We start from the raw sequence: 17,111 nt of genomic DNA, 5'->3' as shown, positions 1-17,111 counted from the left end.
TTGAGCTTGGCAGTTATGGAGAGTCACGTCGAGTCAGCAATCTTAGAAATGTCGATTGTGCTACGCTTTTAAATCAGTACTTTATCCGATAAAAGTATTGATAGTTTGGTATAGAATACTGCCGCCCACTAGAGTAAATACCACGCCGCATAGACCGTCGATGTAGATACCCGCTTGTTGCAATTTACGCTGTAAGCGCTGTGTCGACAGCATCCATGCAAGGCTAGAGAACCAGAATAGCGACAAGCCAAACAGGATGACCAGTGCAATACCTTTGCCAGTAATCGACATACCTGCTGGGACTAAACTCGACATCAAACTGACAAAGAACACCAGGGCTTTTGGGTTAAGAATGTTGGTCGCAAACCCTTTAGCAAACGCTTGACGCTTATTGCTGATCACTAGGTTATTTTGCTTCTTAGGTTGATCCGTCAGTGGGTTTTGGATCATCGAGATCACGGCACGCAATGCGCCAATTCCTAAGTAGAGCAGGTAACTACCACCGAGCAGTTGTACCACGGAATACAGCACTGGGTGCTGGTGGACGACAAAACTCACACCTGTCAGGCTGAACAAAGAGTGCAGCAAAATACCGACGGACAATCCCAACGCAATGTACAAGCCAGTTTGACGACCATGACGCGTCGCATTTTGTACGACCAGCGCAAAGTCCGGACCTGGACTCATTAGGGCAATAAAGTGAATGCTGGCGAGTGTCAGCAATATGGTGGATTCATTCATAACACATCTCAAATTTAACCAATGCGGCTATTGTCGTGGTAAGTCACCTGTGGCGCTTGTAAAAAACTGACAGCTTTCTCGGTAAATGAAATTAACGAGCCACTTGAGAAGGGGAAACGCCGTAGGTCTGTTTAAACGCTTTGCTGAAATGCGCTTGATCATAGAAACCGATTTGATGAGCGACGTCGGTACCACATTGACCAGCTTGCAGTAACTTCATGCCTTGTTCAAGGCGCAGGCGTGCGAACCATGCATAAGGCGTCATGCCAGTTTGCGCTTTAAAGTGGCGCTGGAACTGAGTTGGGCTCAGTTGGCACAGCTCTGAAAGTGAATCCAAACGCACCGCTTGGTCAAGGTTAGCCATTAGATAATCTTTTAACGTCCCAAGCGATTGGTTTCCTAGCGGCACCACTTTTTGTCGCTCAAGCGATCCGTAGCGATCAAAAAGTTGGTTAAATCCTTCAAAAGGAAGGCAATCTTTGGTGAGTTGGCTGAGGTTTTCACGACGAAGCAGCCCGTGCAAGTTACTAAGTTGTGAAAATATCTGCGGATCCGAGATGATCAGTTCGTTGAAGTGTATTATTTGACCGTTTTGCTTAAGATCAGCCAGATCGCTCAATAGATGAGGTTCGATCGCAAACACATTTACTTCGTAGCCACTCTCGAGCTTAGATTGCCCGTCGTGCAGCTCATCCGGCGGCATAATCACAATTTGCCCGTGACCAACTTGGTGGCTGTTACCTTGGTATTGGAACTTCTGCGCACCATGCGTGATCAGGCCGAGATGAAAATCCAGATGGTAATGCCTTTGAAAAGCAAATTTCTGGTATTTCGCCTCTATTAGACTCAAGTTGTCATGGTCGGTTGCGTAGTACTGAATATGTTCCATTAAATAAAAAAGCTTGGTCACATTATGACCAAGCTTATCTGGCAATTTCTAACTTGTCTTGTAAAAAACGATCACTGTGGCTGAACGATTCGGCGTGAGCGACGGTTATTACGTAATCCATCAAAGCTAAACACGACTAGTGCTCCCCAAATAAAGACGAAAGTGATCGCTTTATCCATGGTAAAGGGTTCGCCATACATCAATACTGCAAGTAAAAACATTAAGCTTGGGCCTATATATTGGAAAAAGCCCAAAGTCGATAATTTGAGTCTTGTTGCTGCACCCGTAAAGCACAGCAGTGGCAGGGTTGTTATAACCCCAGCCGCGATCAACAAACTATTTAACGTAAGTGGATTCGTAAGCATATTTGAGGTTGGTGTATCGGCAATAAAAAGCAAATAAACAGCGGCCACTGGCAGTAGAAGTAATGTCTCGATAAACAAGCCAGTTTTTGCATCGACACTGACTTTCTTTCTTAATAAGCCATAAAAGCCGAAGCTCATTGCTAACGCCATCGCAACAACAGGTACGGAGCCAAATACAATCAGTTGAACGAGTACGCCACAACCTGCCAATACAACCGCGAACCACTGTAATTTACGCAGTCTCTCTCCCAAAAATACCATCCCGAGTAAGACGTTGATCAGTGGGTTAATGTAATAACCTAAGCTGGCGTCGAGCATATGATTCGAGTTTACCGCCCAAATGAAAATCAACCAATTGCCGCCAATTAACATGGAACTTGCGATCAGGTAAGCGATTTTCGTTTTGTCTTTCGCGATGTGGTAAGCCGAGCGCCAGTGACGGCCAAAATGGAGGAGTGCAGCAAGCAAAAAGAAAGACCATATCACTCGGTGGCTTAGAATTTCCAAAGGAGATACTTGTGCGATGGACTTAAAGTACATCGGCGCAATGCCCCACATGGTATACGCGCCAATCGCTAGCAAGATGCCTTGCCGCGCGCGTTGTTGTTCGTCTTCTGGTGTCATGAAGTGTCACCTAATTGTGTGTTTTATAGAGCAGAAAATCAGTATACGAGTCGTGATGCGAAACACCTAACAATTTGCGGTTTTATTCACCATGAAACCCCATTACAATGTGCCCTCACTTTGTGTGCCAGTGGTATGCATAAGCACCTCTTTTTTAAGACCCAATCTGAGACTTTTCATGACCTCGACCTTGTTAGCCGAACAATCTGATTCGCCTGTAACGCCTCAACGTGTGTTGGAGGATGTGTTTGGTTACCAAGAGTTCCGTGATGGTCAGCAGTTGGTGATTGACGCCGCGATAGAAGGTCGCGACAGCTTAGTTATCCTGCCTACTGGTGGCGGTAAGTCGCTGTGTTATCAAATTCCTGCTTTGGTTCGCTCTGGCATTACTTTGGTGATCTCTCCGCTTATCTCGCTGATGAAGGACCAAGTGGACCAGCTTAAAGCCAACGGTGTAGCGGCTGAGTGCATTAACTCGACCATGCCTCGTGAAGAGCTGCTCAGCGTGTATAACCGCATGCACACTGGTCATCTTAAGTTGGTGTACGTCTCGCCAGAACGCGTATTAATGCGTGACTTCATTGAACGTTTGGAAAACCTGCCGTTATCGATGATTGCCGTTGATGAAGCGCACTGTATTTCCCAGTGGGGACACGACTTCCGTCCAGAATATGCCGCGCTTGGTCAACTTAAGCAGCAGTTTTCCCATGTGCCATTTATGGCGCTGACGGCGACCGCAGATGACGCAACGCGCCGAGATATTCTTGAACGTCTGCAACTGAATAATCCAGAGGTTTACCTAGGCAGCTTCGACCGTCCCAACATTCGCTACAACTTAGTTGAGAAGCACAAGCCGGTTTCGCAAATCGTTCGTTATCTTGAAACCCAAAAGGGGAATTGCGGCATCATCTATTGTGGTAGCCGTAAGAAAGTTGAGATGGTGACCGAGAAGCTGTGCAACAACCACATTCGTGCTGCTGGTTATCACGCAGGTATGGACGCTGATGAGCGCGCTTACGTTCAAGAAGCTTTCCAACGTGATGACATTCAAATTGTAGTGGCGACCGTGGCATTCGGTATGGGCATCAACAAACCAAACGTGCGTTTTGTGGTTCACTTTGATATCCCGCGCAACATCGAGTCTTACTATCAGGAAACGGGTCGTGCAGGGCGTGATGGTTTGCCTGCGGAAGCCATGATGTTGTATGACCCAGCAGACATCAGTTGGCTGCGCCGTATGTTGGATGAGAAAGACGATGGTCCACAGAAGCAGGTGGAAACCCATAAGCTGAATGCGATGAGTGCCTTTGCTGAGGCGCAAACTTGCCGTCGTCAGGTGCTACTGAATTACTTTGGTGAGTATCGCGAGAAGCCATGTGGCAACTGTGATATTTGCTTAGATCCACCGAAACACTTTGATGCCACGGAAGAAGCACGTAAGGCGTTGTCTTGTGTGTACCGTGTTAATCAAAGCTTTGGTATGGGTTACGTGGTAGAAGTGCTACGTGGCATGCAAAATATTCGTGTACGTGAAAACGGGCACGATAAGATTTCTACCTACGCGATAGGGCGCGATCACAGCCACGATTACTGGGTGAGTATCTTCCGTCAATTAATCCACAAAGGGCTGTTGTTCCAAAACATCACGCGTAACTCAACGCTGCAACTTACCGAAGAAGCGCGTCCGCTGCTACGTGGCGATGTGACTCTGGAGTTAGCGGTTCCACGTTTAGACACTGCAGCACGTGCGGCGAAATCAGATAAACTGACCAGCAAGAACTACGACAAAAAGCTGTTTGCTAAGTTACGTAAGCTGCGTAAGTCGATTGCTGATGAAGATGGTTTGCCACCATACGTGGTCTTTAGTGATGCGACTCTGATTGATATGGCGGAAATTCTGCCAACGTCTTACGGCGAAATGCTGGCAGTTAGCGGCGTTGGTCAGCGCAAACTAGAGAAGTACGCCGACCCATTCCTTGATTTGATTCAAGAACACATTACTCACCACGGATAAGGAACCAAGATGCAAAAGGAATTTGGCTTAGCGGACTACATGGCACAAGAAGGTCGCTTAATCATTACTGCGCCGAGCTTTGACCTTGATAGCTTTCCTGCTTTAGGTGAGCGTTTAGTCGGCTTGCTTTCTGCTACTGTGGTTGAAAAACAATGGGATGCGGATATTCACTCTTGGCTGATCGACTTTGAAGGTTGCCGACTGTTTATGAAAGCAGAGCATTACAGCGAAGCGATTTGGTTTGAAGCGTTAGCGATTGAAGAGAGCAGGGAAGAGTTGGATTATCTTGCAGGATTGTTCCAGCGCGGCTTCTAAAAATAGAATTTTTCTTGAAAGGGTGTTTCACATGAAACACCCTTTTTTATGCTTAAACGTTTGCGTAAAACAGACGACTTGCGGCGAAAAGTGGTTAATGTATAATCGCCCACCGCTTCGCTCAGAATGAGCCAAGCCAGTTTATTTTTCATTTTACATTGTTGGTAAGAGCCACTTTATTCAGTGACTCGATTTGGGTTCCCTCACCCCCAAACCAAACTAAAAAGGTATCGCATGAGTAACTTTACCCCTGCGCAGCAGCGCAACGCCCTTATCTATCTGGTTCTATTCCACCTAGTCATTATTGCATCTAGCAATTACCTAGTTCAGCTACCGTTTACTATTTTCGGTTTCCATACCACTTGGGGCGCATTCACTTTCCCATTTATATTCCTAGCGACTGACTTAACTGTGCGTATTTTCGGTGCTCAGTTGGCGCGTAAGATCATCTTCTTAGTGATGTTGCCTGCTTTGGCAGTGTCTTACTTCTTATCGGTGGTGTTCTTCGAAGGTCAATTCCAAGGTTTTGGTCACCTAGGGGAATTTAACTTATTCGTTGCTCGTATCGCGATTGCTAGCTTCATGGCGTACCTACTTGGTCAGATCATGGATGTGCACGTGTTCAACCGCCTACGTCAAATGAAGCAATGGTGGGTGGCACCAACGTGTTCAACGCTTTTCGGTAATGCACTTGATACCATCGCTTTCTTCGCCATTGCGTTCTATCAAAGCCCAGATCCATTTATGGCAGAGCATTGGACGGAAATCGCGCTGGTGGATTACGGCTTCAAACTGATTATCAGTCTTGGTTTGTTCGTTCCGATGTACGGCGTATTACTGAATTACCTAATTAAGAAGCTGACTGCGGTGAACCTTGACTTTAAGGTGACGACAAGCGTTCAGTCTTAATATCAGTGGGAACCCCGAAAGCCGCTTGCTCAAATCAAGCGGCTTTTTTGTGCTTGTTTACTTGGGTTTAGAGGGTTTTGTACAGCGTGGGGAGCAATTAGATCATGGGTGTCCAAAAGCTCCCTGAGCTGTACGAAGGTAAAAATGAGCAGTAAAAAAGGTCCCGAGTGAGACCTTTTAATCGAAGGTACGGCACGTAGAGGAAGCTCGCTGGTGAAATGGCTAACAGAGCATCTTTTCAATCAAAATGGCTTTTTGCGCATCGAAGGCGCCAAGTTGCAGGCCGTTATCCCAGCTGATGCTTTGATTGAACATCGCCAACATCAAACCGACACTGCGTTGATTGGCGTCCTGCCAGCAATCAGACTCGCTGTACTCCCCATCGTTTATCGCGTTGCCATTAACGAGAATAGGCTCGAAACGCCATTTTTCGCCGACACGGTAGTAGCCTTTGCTAGTTAAGGTCTGGTTGGATTGAATCGTTAGATTGTGCTCGATGCCCGGCTCACCTGTTAATTCAAATACAAATCTTAGCTGGTGGTCGCCACATTGCAGCTCAACGATCAGTTGGCCGTTTTTCTCAGTCAGTGTTGACTGAGAGTAGTCTCCAAAGCAGTGCAGCAACCAAGAGATAGGGTGGCTAGCTGTTTCAAGAAACCACTCTTTGAGTGTGAAGGTGCCCGGTAGGTTAACTTGGGTGATTAGATTGACCACACAAGGTTGGGTTTGCGAGGTGAGCCATTTCTCTATCGTCTTGGCGGTCTCTAGCTGAGCAAAGGCGTAATTAACCAATAGGTTGGCGTTCGCTTGCTGCCAGTGAGTGATGTCGGAATTCAATCCCACCAATGGCTTTTCACAAATTAGCTTGGTTGAACCTAACTTCTTAATTATCTCTGCATGAGTATGCGCAGGTGTCGCGATGGTCACTACATCAAGTTGCTTGAGTGCACTGATGTTCGTTTCTGCCTTTGGGATTGCTTCTTCACTGCACGCTTGTTGAAGAGGTTCTATTTGGTTGGCGCATAACGTCGTGACCGATACATCATTGTTTCGATAGTGGGGAATGTGTGTCCGTCCCCAGTTGATTCCTATGATGCCAGCTTGTTGGATTTGCTCTGGCTTGTTGAAACGTTCACTCAATGGCGGCAAGGCAATTCGTTCATCGGTTAGACGTTGGTCATGGTGATAGTCACTGCTTGGCAGCACTTGCCATGGCTTGTTGTAGTGCTGCTTGAGTGCACAAACGAGTTCGTAGAAATTCCACTTATCCTTTAAATTGCTATCAAGGTGATATAACCCGGCTTCGTTCCGCTCAATAAGCTGCAAAAAGGCGAGTGCAGTATCGTCCATATGAGAAGTCGCTGGATACCAAGCCGTGCTAGCGGTAATAACGCCGTTCTCTTCATGTTGGCGGTCGAGATGCGCCAACATGTTATTGCCTTCTGCTTGATGATGGAGTTGCCAACCGATTCGAGCAATCATCGCATCCGGGTTTGCTTGCCAGATTGCATCTTCACAACGAACTTTGTATTTGCCGTAGTCATCTTGGGTGTTTCTTTCTTCAAAGATGCCATAAGGCCCATTTTTTGTGGCATCAAATACCATTGCTGTGCTGACAAAGAGGTAAGGAATGTTGCGCTGTTTGCAGTGCTCACCAAGCCACGCTGCCCACGCTTCACTCCCCATCGCCATATGGCACACCGCATCAATGTGGTGCTGCTGCCAAAATTGCTCACTTTGCTCTGGATCATCTGGTGAGATCTGGTGGTGGTTCCACTCCAATATGTTCCAGCCGCGTAGGTGAAACTGATGAGCGACTTTTGGGGCGAGGGTGCCAGTTAAGCCAGTCATTAAAACGGTTTTCATGATGGTGCATCTTGGTTGGCTAAATTGTGTTTATCAATAAAGCATGGCTGTTTTTCGATGTAGAGCGGAGAAGCTGAGATTTTTGCTGGGCAGCACGTTTTGTAGGGGAAGTAGATGCAAAAAAGCCCAAGCGAACGCCTGGGCTTTAGTATTGTAAGGCAGTGATATTCGCTTATTTTGCTACGATATTTAATGGCCAGCCGATGTCTGTCTGACGGTTGGATTCAATTTCCAACTCAGCTGCAGTCAGTGGGTTTTTCTCTAGCCATTGCGCATCAATGTGTAACGTTAGATTGTCGCCTTCAACCGTTAGAGTCACATTTGGCTCTAGATCAGGATTGCGACGATGGCTGAGTAGAACCGCAAGACGCAACAGTCTCAATACTCGTTTGGCACTTGAGCCTGATAATGCATGCTGCTCAGGTAAAGAAGTGAGCTGTTCGCGATAGCGACGAGCCACTTCACCAATAAAGAACTTCTGTGCGCGCGTGTAACCAGGCAGATCCAAATTCTGTAGCAAGTAAGCACTATGCTCTCCGCCTTTTTTGAAATCGATAGTTAAGCCAATTTCATGCAGTTTTGCGGCGGTCTCGAGTAATATCTTGCCCTGAGGCTCTGTAATCCACTCATCGCCCCCAGCTTGCTGTAAAAGCGTGTGTGCCAGAGTAGCGACTTGTTCGCCGTATTGGTGATCGAGCTGATAGCGATTTTGTACGCTAGCGATAGTGCGGGCACGAATGTCTTCTTGACGAAGCTCTTCAACCATCTCATACACTAAGCCTTCGCGTAGTGCGCCGCCAGCCAGTGTCATAGCATCGATTTCAAGCAATTCAAAAACGGCAATCAAAATAGAGAGGCCACTAGGGAACACTAATGCGCGCTCAAGTGTTAAGCCTTCAATATCGAGCTCTTCCAAGTGATCAGCAAGCATTGCCTGCTTTTGCAAACGCTTAAGTTTGGAGTGAGTGATTACTTCGTCCATGCCTTGCGCCAGCATTATCTCTTGCAATGCCTGAACAGTGCCTGATGCACCAACACACACATCCCAACCAATTTCTGTATAACGTTCTAAAATCGGCTGGATGGTCTGTTTCGCCCCTTCAATTGCCGCGTCAAAGTTACGAGCATTCAATTGACGATCTTTAAAGAAGTTTTCAAGCCAAGTCACGCAGCCCATTTTTAAGCTGGTCAGTGCTTTGGCTTCGAAACCTTCACCGATAATCAGTTCGGTACTTGCTCCACCGATATCGACTACAAGGCGACGACCACTACCGCCAGAGGTGTGAGCGACACCTTTATAGATAGTGGCTGCTTCTTCTTCACCAGTAATCACTTCGATAGGGTGGCCTAGAATTTGGTTAGCCTTTTCTAAAAACACATCTACATTGGTCGCGGTACGTAATGTTGCAGTACCGACGATGCGAATGTTTTGTTTAGAAATGTCCTGCAAGCGTTCCGCAAATAGACTTAAGCAGTCCCATCCTCGCTGCATAGCTTCCATACTAAGAGAATTATGTTCATCTAAGCCCGCTGCTAGACGAACTTTGCGCTTAATTTTAGCCATTGTTTGAACGCTGCCATCGATGTGACGCACAACGAGCATGTGAAAACTGTTCGACCCGAGGTCGATGGCGGCATATAGCGGTGATGATCCTGCTTGACTCATAAAACGAACTCAGTTTCCTATGACGATTGTTTTGGTGCCGATTGACGCGGTTGGCGTGGACGACGTCCCTGCGGCTTACGGTTACCAGAACGGGTACCGCCAGTATTCGTGCGGCGCTGTTGGTTGCGTGGTGCACGCATACGAATCGGAGCCGGTAGATCTTGAATCAGTGCCGACGAATCGTACTCTGAAACTGGGATTGTATGCTCAATGTATTCTTCGATTGCTGGTAGGTTAACCGCGTACTCTTCACAAGCAAAACTGATCGAATGACCGCTCGCACCAGCGCGACCAGTACGGCCAATACGGTGAACATAATCTTCACAGTCGTCAGGAAGGTCGTAGTTGAAAACGTGCGTTACCTGAGGAATATGCAGGCCACGCGCTGCAACGTCAGTTGCAACTAGGATGTCGACATCACCTTTGGTGAATTGCTCAAGAATCTTCTCACGCTTCTTCTGCGGTACATCGCCAGTAAGAAGGCCTACACGGTGTCCATCGGCAGCCAAATGACCCCAAACCGATTCACACTTATGCTTGGTATTGGCAAAAATGATAGCGCGATCTGGCCACTCTTCTTCAATTAGTGTTTGAAGCAGCGCCATTTTGTCTTCATTCGAAGGATAGAAAAGCTCTTCCTGGATACGGTGGCCAGTTTTTTGTTCTGGTTCGACAACGACATGCTCAGGAGTATTCATGTGTTCGAATGCCAGTTCTTGAACGCGGTAAGACAGCGTTGCTGAGAACAGCATGTTCAAACGCTCTTTTGGCTCAGGCATACGACGGAACAAGAAGCGAATGTCTTTAATAAAGCCAAGATCGAACATGCGGTCGGCTTCGTCCAGAACAACAGCTTGAATGTTGTTGAGGTTAAATACGCGCTGTTTGTAGAAATCGATGATACGGCCTGTTGTTCCGATCAGAATATCTACGCCGTCTTGCAGTTTCGCAAGTTGCTTGTCGTAGCTTTCACCACCGTAAGCTAGAGCGGTTTTTAGACCTGTGCTTTCAGTTAATGATTCTGCATCATTGTAAATCTGAATAGCGAGCTCACGTGTAGGCGCCATAATAATTGCGCGTGGCTGTGTAGGCTTACGACCTTCATGTTCCGGAGTCGTCAGAAGGTGGTTGAACGTAGCAGTAAGAAACGCGAGCGTTTTACCAGTACCCGTTTGGGCCTGGCCTGCGATGTCTTGGCCGGTGAGCAGGACCGGCAACGCCAAGGCTTGGATAGGGGTACAAAATTCGAACCCTTTTTTGTCCAATCCTTCAATAACTTGGGGCTTTAAGCCCAAATCGGCGAACTTTTGCTCTGTGATATGCGTCTTTTTCATGGCTATAGAATATCAGCTAAAGCTTGCAATACGAAAGTAAATACATTCCAATAGGGCATCTAATTACTGGTTATCATCCAACCAGTTTCGAAAAACACATTGGAGTGGAAGATGAGTGATAAGATTTTGCAGCTAACTGATGACGGTTTTGAAAACGATGTAATCAACGCTGCAGGCCCGGTTCTAGTGGATTTTTGGGCAGAATGGTGTGGTCCTTGTAAAATGATCGCTCCTATTTTGGACGAAATCGCAGACGAGTACGAAGGCAAACTCACTATCGGTAAACTAAACATCGACCATAACGCAGGTACACCACCTAAGTTTGGTATTCGCGGCATTCCAACGCTATTACTATTTAAAGATGGTAACGTAGCGGCAACGAAAGTAGGTGCTCTGTCTAAAACTCAACTGAAAGAGTTCCTAGACGCAAACTTATAATCACCAAGTGATTACAGATAAAACCGTGCAAAGTTACAATGCACGGTTTTGTTTTTCTAACTCTGGACTAGAATACTAATTAGTGCTAACTTATCGCGCGTTAATTGAACAAATTTCTCTTCTTGGTCGATCCTGAGACCAAATCCATCTTAACTAGAAAACAGATCTTATTTTGACTAAACAAGAATCCACCACCATGAACCTTACCGAACTGAAGAACAGACCTGTGTCTGACCTTGTAAAACTGGGCGAAAGCTTAGGATTAGAGAACCTAGCTCGCTTAAGAAAACAAGACATCATCTTCGCGATTTTAAAAGCGCACGCGAAAGGCGGCGAAGACATCTTTGGCGATGGGGTTCTGGAAATTCTGCAAGACGGCTTTGGTTTCCTACGCAGTGCAGATAGTTCATACCTTGCGGGTCCGGACGATATCTACGTATCACCAAGTCAGATTCGTCGCTTTAACCTACGTACTGGTGACTCTATCGCTGGTAAAATTCGTCCACCAAAAGACGGTGAACGTTATTTTGCCCTTCTAAAAGTCAATACCGTTAACGACGATAAACCAGACAACGCCCGTAACAAGATCCTATTTGAAAACCTTACCCCTCTACATGCGAATGAGCGCATGGTGATGGAGCGTGGTAACGGTTCAACAGAAGACATTACAGCACGTGTTTTAGACTTGGCATCGCCAATCGGTAAAGGTCAACGTGGTCTGATTGTTGCTCCGCCTAAAGCGGGTAAAACAATGCTTCTGCAAAACATCGCGCAAAGCATCGCGTACAACCACCCAGAGTGTGAGTTGATGGTTCTTCTTATCGACGAACGTCCAGAAGAAGTAACTGAGATGCAGCGCCTAGTTAAAGGTGAAGTGGTTGCGTCGACTTTCGATGAGCCAGCATCTCGTCACGTACAAGTAGCGGAAATGGTAATCGAGAAAGCAAAACGTCTTGTTGAACATAAGAAAGACGTGGTTATCTTGCTTGACTCTATCACTCGTCTAGCTCGTGCTTACAACACCGTAGTGCCTTCATCAGGTAAAGTACTAACAGGTGGTGTGGATGCAAACGCATTACATCGTCCTAAGCGTTTCTTCGGTGCTGCACGTAACGTAGAAGAAGGCGGCAGCCTAACTATCATCGCAACGGCACTAGTAGATACTGGTTCTAAAATGGATGAAGTTATCTACGAAGAGTTCAAGGGTACAGGTAACATGGAACTGCACTTGAACCGTAAGATTGCTGAGAAGCGTGTATTCCCAGCGATTGACTTCAACCGCTCAGGTACACGTCGAGAAGAGCTACTGACGAAGACCGACGAACTACAGAAGATGTGGATTCTGCGTAAGATTGTTCACCCAATGGGCGAAATCGACGCAATGGAATTCCTAATCGACAAGCTAGCGATGACGAAGACCAACGATGAGTTCTTCGATGCGATGCGTCGTCAATAGTCTCAAATAGTCATTCTGCGAAAAGCCACCGTATATCGGTGGCTTTTTTATTGCTTTCTCCCGATAGAAGTATCAGAATGAAGGAAATGTTATCGGGAGGTTAACATGCAACAAGGAATGTTGTCGTCATTACTCCTGAGCTTGTCACTTATCACTCTACCTGCGACATTATCTGCCAAGGAAATGCATGAGTCTGTAGTAGAGCAGTGGCTTCAGGATACTCAAATACAGACTAAAGTCTCTGAACTGCTTGATTACGCTGTCAGAGATGAAGTCGACTCGCTTAAATTCGCCCTTGATAGACTTGCTTTGCCTCAACAAGAGGTGGTGCGCTTTCAATTATTGGAAAAGCTTGAAAAGCAAGATGTGATTCTCACGCCTCGAATGGCTCTGTTTGTTGAGTCCCAGATCCGTATGACCCCGACTTATCAAGTGTTAGAGCGAGGTGATGGGTATGAATTTAGTGTACCCGCTTTTAACTTTCCCGTTATTGCGAGTCGCTTGATTAAGCGTTGGAAACAAGACCAAAGTACCTTGGACTTTGTCTTACAAGCTGAACGAAGAGAGCTTAACTTAAAGCAATGGCTTACAGGGCCATCTCAACAAGCTCAAGCACGTGAAGCGCTTTTGATTCGAGAGTTAGACAGCTTATCACCCAATGCGCTTGCTGCATTAACGGCCCAGTTAACCAAAGCAAATGTGACTAGTTGGTTACCATCGACGGCCGTGATAGTCAGGTTGGCACAAGTTAGTCAGGATGAGGAAGTGTACAACTTACTCTGGCGGATGAAAGCTGATTACAACAGCCAGTCCGAACTTGAGCGTTTAGCTGCGGTTGGAGACGTTTTTTCCATTCAGCAATTGATGAATGCCACAGTTAACCCATCACTCAAGCCAGAAGCGATTAGTCTACTTACAAAATCTAACCCTCTATCTCCGCAAGTAAAGCAGTTTCTAGTTAGAAAAATGGCGTTATCAGAAGAAGCAACCATGGTTGCTCGAGAGCTTGCTCAACAAGGGCATCAAACCTGGTTGGAAGAGTTAGTATCTTCGAACCATCAGATAAAGACTCGGCAGATTGAACAAGTATTAAAGTAATCTGGCTCACATACCCACACAAAATAGGAGGATCTTAGCGTCCTCCTATTTGTTATACTGCGGACAGTTTAATCAGCCAGCATGAAGGCCTATGAGTTTTAAGGATTTACGCGAATTTATCGACCACCTAGAACAGAAAGGTCGACTTAAACGCATCACTCACCCTGTCGATCCCGCTTATGAAATGACAGAAATCAGCGACCGCACCTTGCGTGCTGGTGGACCTGCGCTGTTGTTTGAGAACCCAATCGGCTACGACGTACCTGTTTTGACTAACCTGTTTGGTACACCAGAGCGTGTCGCAATCGGTATGGGACGTGAAGATGTTAAAGAATTAAGAGAAGTCGGTAAGCTGCTGGCTTATTTAAAAGAACCTGAGCCACCAAAAGGCTTCAAAGACGCTTTAGAAAAACTGCCTGTGCTCAAACAAGTATTGAACATGCCGGCTAAGCGTTTACGTAAAGCACCATGCCAAGACATTGTTTGGCAAGGTGATGAAGTCGACTTGGATAAAATTCCGGTAATGAGCTGCTGGGCAGAAGATGTAGCGCCGCTGCTTACTTGGGGCTTAACCGTAACCAAAGGTCCAAATAAGAAACGTCAGAACCTAGGCATTTACCGTCAGCAGAAAATTGCCAAGAACAAAATCATCATGCGTTGGTTAGCCCATCGTGGTGGTGCGCTTGATCTGCGCGATTGGATGGAAACCAACCCAGGTAAACCTTTCCCAGTTTCGGTCGCGTTTGGTGCAGACCCAGCAACCATTCTTGGCGCAGTAACACCAGTGCCAGATACGCTATCGGAATACGCATTTGCAGGTTTGCTACGTGGAAGCAAAACGGAAGTCGTGAAGTCAGTCAGCAACGATTTGGAAGTGCCAGCGAGCGCGGAAATCGTGATGGAAGGCTATATCGACCCGAACGAGTTTGCTGATGAAGGTCCTTACGGTGACCACACTGGCTACTATAACGAAAAAGAAAAGCACCACGTATTTACTATTACGCACATTACTATGCGTAAAGACCCTATTTATCACAGCACCTACACAGGTCGTCCGCCAGATGAACCAGCTGTATTGGGTGTGGCATTAAACGAAGTGTTTGTGCCTATTCTGCAAAAGCAATTCCCAGAGGTTGAAGACTTCTATCTTCCGCCAGAAGGTTGTTCGTACCGAATGGCCGTCGTCACCATGAAGAAGCAGTACCCAGGACATGCCAAGCGCGTAATGATGGGCGTGTGGTCTTTCTTACGTCAATTCATGTATACCAAGTTTGTTATTGTGTGCGATGAATCGGTAAACGCACGAGATTGGAATGATGTCGTGAAAGCCATGTCAGAGCATATGGATCCTGTACGTGATACCTTGATGATAGATAACACGCCAATCGACTCGCTCGACTTTGCTTCACCAGTGGTTGGGCTTGGCTCCAAAATGGGCTTGGATGCGACCATTAAATGGGATGCCGAGCTGGCGACGCGAACCGAGGTCACTGAGCGAGACAGCAAAGCGATTACCGAAGCAGAACTAAATGAGTTGAAACAGCAACGCCCTGAGATTGTTGACGTCTATCTTCCAGTTACAGCAAACAACCAATTTGCTGTCGTGACTATGAAGAAAGACCAAGCTGGTCAATCCCAAGAATTGATGGAATATCTATGGGGCTTCTTTGCTCAGTACACGGATAACAAATTCATCATTTTGTGCGACGATGACGTTAATGCACGAGATTGGAATGACATCATTTGGGCGGTGACAACTCGAATGGACCCAGATAGAGACACGATTCAAGTGCTTGGTAAGACTGAGAGTTCATCCAAATTAGGACTGGATGCGACCAACAAGTTCGAATCTGAAGTCACGCGCGAGTGGGGCACGCCTATCAAAAAAGATCCTAAACTTGTGGCTAAAGTCGATGAGATTTGGGACCAGTTAGGTATTCTATGAGTCATCAAGTCCACCTTCTACCAATGGACGTTACGTTCCAAGTAAAAGAAGGGGAGACGGTGTTGGAAGCTGCGCTCAACAACAATATTCGCTTCCCGCACCGTTGCCAAGTTGGCGCTTGCGCCATGTGCATGTGTAAAAAGCTAACGGGCGAGGTGAGCTATCACCTCGAACCGATGCTAACCGAAAAAGAGCAACAGCAAGGTTGGATATTCCCTTGCCAAGCCTATACAGAAAGTAATTTAGTGCTTACTTTTGACGAGTAAGCGAGAGGAACACCATGACCATCCAATGTAAAGTAAAGTCTATTCAGCCGTTAGCTTGTAATACTTACCAAATCCTTCTTCACCCAGAATCACCAGTGCCTTTTAAAGCGGGTCAGTACCTAATGGTGGTGATGGGTGAAAAAGACAAACGTCCTTTCTCTATCGCAAGCAGCCCTTGTCGTCATGAAGGTGAACTTGAACTGCACATCGGTGCGGCGGAACACAACGCTTATGCACAAGAAGTTGTCGAAGCAATGCAAGCGGCGCTTGAAACTGATGGTCAGATTGAAATTGATGCGCCACATGGCGATGCTTGGGTTCAAGAAGAAAGCGAACGCCCATTATTATTAATTGCTGGTGGTACAGGCTTCAGTTACGTTCGCTCGATTCTGGATCACTGCGTAGCGCAGAATAAAACCAATCCTATCTATTTATATTGGGGGGCGCGCGATAACTGCCAGCTTTATGCTAAAGACGAACTGGTCGAGATTGCCGACAAGTTTGCCAATGTTCACTTTGTGCCAGTAGTAGAAGAAGCTCCTGCAGACTGGCAAGGTAAAGTTGGTAACGTGCTACAAGCTGTAGCTGAAGATTTCGAAAGCTTAGAAAACTACGATATCTATATTGCAGGTCGTTTTGAAATGGCTGGCGCAGCACGTGAACAGTTCACTCAGAACAAGAAAGCGAAGAGCGAACGTATGTTCGCAGACGCGTACGCATTCATTTAAATACGGCTTTTAAGGCAGAAAAAGAGGGTTTTTTACCCTCTTTTTTGCTTTTTTGATGAAATAGTCATCGAACAGTCATTTTTTTCCATTTTTTTTCAAAAAAGGGTTGCGAACGGATCTGAGTTCCCTATAATGCGCATCCACCGACACGGCAGACGCGATAAGGCTTCAGCAGAGTCGGAGAGGTAAAAAGCTTCTACGAAAATAAAATTGAAAAAGTGTTTGACACTGTCAATTAAATCGCTAGAATGCACCTCCGCTTTGAGAGAAAAACTTCTCGCAAAGCAAGTTCTTTAACAATATAGACCTATCAATCTGTGTGGGCACTCGTTGATGATAATCCAATTAGATACCTCGGTATCAAATTAGGTTTCAATGATACGAAGTGACCATTGAATCTTCGGATTCAGCACAGTCAATTCAAACATTACTTATGTAATGTTCAGTATTCATTGAG

Annotated in this window: 15 protein-coding genes; 9 read left to right on the top strand and 6 right to left on the bottom strand. The window is 46.3% G+C overall.

From position 1 onward, the window contains the following. Positions 1–81: 81 nt before the first annotated feature. The 3 genes from R7Q47_RS20740 to rarD all read right to left on the bottom strand — a co-directional run bounded on the left by R7Q47_RS20740 (position 82) and on the right by rarD (position 2,619). Complete coding sequence (locus R7Q47_RS20740) at positions 82–741, bottom strand: LysE family translocator (RefSeq protein ID WP_005378776.1); 660 nt, start codon at positions 739–741, stop codon at positions 82–84. A gap of 91 nt (positions 742–832) precedes the next feature. Continuing rightward, a complete protein-coding gene (locus R7Q47_RS20735) occupies positions 833–1,630 on the bottom strand; it encodes an AraC family transcriptional regulator (RefSeq protein WP_005382915.1) in 798 nt (265 codons plus the stop codon). Positions 1,631–1,701: 71 nt separating this feature from the next. Beyond that, positions 1,702–2,619 (bottom strand): EamA family transporter RarD, encoded by a 918-nt coding sequence (gene rarD, locus R7Q47_RS20730; RefSeq protein ID WP_005378774.1) that lies wholly within the window; start codon positions 2,617–2,619, stop codon positions 1,702–1,704. Positions 2,620–2,797: 178 nt separating this feature from the next. Between rarD and recQ the strand changes: the two genes are divergently transcribed. From recQ to R7Q47_RS20715, 3 genes are all read left to right on the top strand, one after another. After that, complete coding sequence (gene recQ, locus R7Q47_RS20725; protein WP_042523966.1) at positions 2,798–4,633, top strand: ATP-dependent DNA helicase RecQ; 1,836 nt, start codon at positions 2,798–2,800, stop codon at positions 4,631–4,633. Positions 4,634–4,642: 9 nt separating this feature from the next. Continuing rightward, complete coding sequence (locus tag R7Q47_RS20720) at positions 4,643–4,948, top strand: DUF3630 family protein (RefSeq protein ID WP_005378772.1); 306 nt, start codon at positions 4,643–4,645, stop codon at positions 4,946–4,948. 234 nt (positions 4,949–5,182) lie between these two features. Continuing rightward, positions 5,183–5,857: a 7-cyano-7-deazaguanine/7-aminomethyl-7-deazaguanine transporter gene (locus R7Q47_RS20715; RefSeq protein ID WP_248487125.1), complete on the top strand. Its 675-nt coding sequence runs from the start codon at positions 5,183–5,185 to the stop codon at positions 5,855–5,857. Between the two features lie 222 nt (positions 5,858–6,079). Here R7Q47_RS20715 and R7Q47_RS20710 read toward each other — a convergent pair whose 3' ends face one another. The 3 genes from R7Q47_RS20710 to rhlB all read right to left on the bottom strand — a co-directional run bounded on the left by R7Q47_RS20710 (position 6,080) and on the right by rhlB (position 10,723). After that, positions 6,080–7,723, bottom strand: a complete 1,644-nt coding sequence (locus tag R7Q47_RS20710) for a sugar nucleotide-binding protein (RefSeq protein WP_248487123.1) — start codon at positions 7,721–7,723, stop codon at positions 6,080–6,082. Positions 7,724–7,895: 172 nt separating this feature from the next. After that, a complete protein-coding gene (gene gppA, locus R7Q47_RS20705; protein ID WP_318089357.1) occupies positions 7,896–9,389 on the bottom strand; it encodes a guanosine-5'-triphosphate,3'-diphosphate diphosphatase in 1,494 nt (497 codons plus the stop codon). Between the two features lie 17 nt (positions 9,390–9,406). Further along, the gene (gene rhlB, locus R7Q47_RS20700; protein WP_262652254.1) at positions 9,407–10,723 is read right to left on the bottom strand and encodes an ATP-dependent RNA helicase RhlB; all 1,317 of its coding nucleotides are present in this window, start codon (positions 10,721–10,723) and stop codon (positions 9,407–9,409) included. A 111-nt stretch (positions 10,724–10,834) separates the two neighbouring features. Between rhlB and trxA the strand changes: the two genes are divergently transcribed. From trxA to fre, 6 genes are all read left to right on the top strand, one after another. Further along, complete coding sequence (trxA, locus tag R7Q47_RS20695; RefSeq protein ID WP_004745500.1) at positions 10,835–11,161, top strand: thioredoxin TrxA; 327 nt, start codon at positions 10,835–10,837, stop codon at positions 11,159–11,161. 196 nt (positions 11,162–11,357) lie between these two features. Continuing rightward, on the top strand, positions 11,358–12,617 hold the full coding sequence (rho, locus tag R7Q47_RS20690) for a transcription termination factor Rho (protein ID WP_005378757.1): 1,260 nt from the start codon (positions 11,358–11,360) through the stop codon (positions 12,615–12,617). 105 nt (positions 12,618–12,722) lie between these two features. Then, a complete protein-coding gene (locus tag R7Q47_RS20685) occupies positions 12,723–13,715 on the top strand; it encodes a hypothetical protein (RefSeq protein ID WP_005378756.1) in 993 nt (330 codons plus the stop codon). A gap of 91 nt (positions 13,716–13,806) precedes the next feature. After that, positions 13,807–15,660 carry a 4-hydroxy-3-polyprenylbenzoate decarboxylase gene (gene ubiD / locus R7Q47_RS20680; protein ID WP_318089356.1) on the top strand — a complete coding sequence of 618 codons (1,854 nt, stop codon included), beginning with the start codon at positions 13,807–13,809 and terminating at the stop codon, positions 15,658–15,660. Next, on the top strand, positions 15,657–15,926 hold the full coding sequence (locus tag R7Q47_RS20675; protein ID WP_009696789.1) for a 2Fe-2S iron-sulfur cluster-binding protein: 270 nt from the start codon (positions 15,657–15,659) through the stop codon (positions 15,924–15,926). The genes ubiD and R7Q47_RS20675 overlap by 4 nt, the downstream gene beginning before the upstream one ends. A 14-nt stretch (positions 15,927–15,940) precedes the next feature. Beyond that, positions 15,941–16,654, top strand: coding sequence for an NAD(P)H-flavin reductase (gene fre, locus R7Q47_RS20670; protein ID WP_005382872.1), 714 nt, complete (start codon positions 15,941–15,943; stop codon positions 16,652–16,654). Positions 16,655–17,111 lie beyond the last annotated feature (457 nt).

It is taken from the genome of Vibrio sp. Vb0349 (assembly GCF_033338975.1).
Note: the sequence above shows the minus strand (reverse complement) of the source record. Positions and strands in the feature narration are given on the sequence as shown.

Coding starts and splice junctions, on each gene's coding strand:
- R7Q47_RS20740 (WP_005378776.1), bottom strand. CDS start 741: ATGAATGAATCCACCATATTGCTGACACTCGCCAGCATTCACTTTATT.
- R7Q47_RS20735 (WP_005382915.1), bottom strand. CDS start 1,630: ATGGAACATATTCAGTACTACGCAACCGACCATGACAACTTGAGTCTA.
- rarD (WP_005378774.1), bottom strand. CDS start 2,619: ATGACACCAGAAGACGAACAACAACGCGCGCGGCAAGGCATCTTGCTA.
- recQ (WP_042523966.1), top strand. CDS start 2,798: ATGACCTCGACCTTGTTAGCCGAACAATCTGATTCGCCTGTAACGCCT.
- R7Q47_RS20720 (WP_005378772.1), top strand. CDS start 4,643: ATGCAAAAGGAATTTGGCTTAGCGGACTACATGGCACAAGAAGGTCGC.
- R7Q47_RS20715 (WP_248487125.1), top strand. CDS start 5,183: ATGAGTAACTTTACCCCTGCGCAGCAGCGCAACGCCCTTATCTATCTG.
- R7Q47_RS20710 (WP_248487123.1), bottom strand. CDS start 7,723: ATGAAAACCGTTTTAATGACTGGCTTAACTGGCACCCTCGCCCCAAAA.
- gppA (WP_318089357.1), bottom strand. CDS start 9,389: ATGAGTCAAGCAGGATCATCACCGCTATATGCCGCCATCGACCTCGGG.
- rhlB (WP_262652254.1), bottom strand. CDS start 10,723: ATGAAAAAGACGCATATCACAGAGCAAAAGTTCGCCGATTTGGGCTTA.
- trxA (WP_004745500.1), top strand. CDS start 10,835: ATGAGTGATAAGATTTTGCAGCTAACTGATGACGGTTTTGAAAACGAT.
- rho (WP_005378757.1), top strand. CDS start 11,358: ATGAACCTTACCGAACTGAAGAACAGACCTGTGTCTGACCTTGTAAAA.
- R7Q47_RS20685 (WP_005378756.1), top strand. CDS start 12,723: ATGCAACAAGGAATGTTGTCGTCATTACTCCTGAGCTTGTCACTTATC.
- ubiD (WP_318089356.1), top strand. CDS start 13,807: ATGAGTTTTAAGGATTTACGCGAATTTATCGACCACCTAGAACAGAAA.
- R7Q47_RS20675 (WP_009696789.1), top strand. CDS start 15,657: ATGAGTCATCAAGTCCACCTTCTACCAATGGACGTTACGTTCCAAGTA.
- fre (WP_005382872.1), top strand. CDS start 15,941: ATGACCATCCAATGTAAAGTAAAGTCTATTCAGCCGTTAGCTTGTAAT.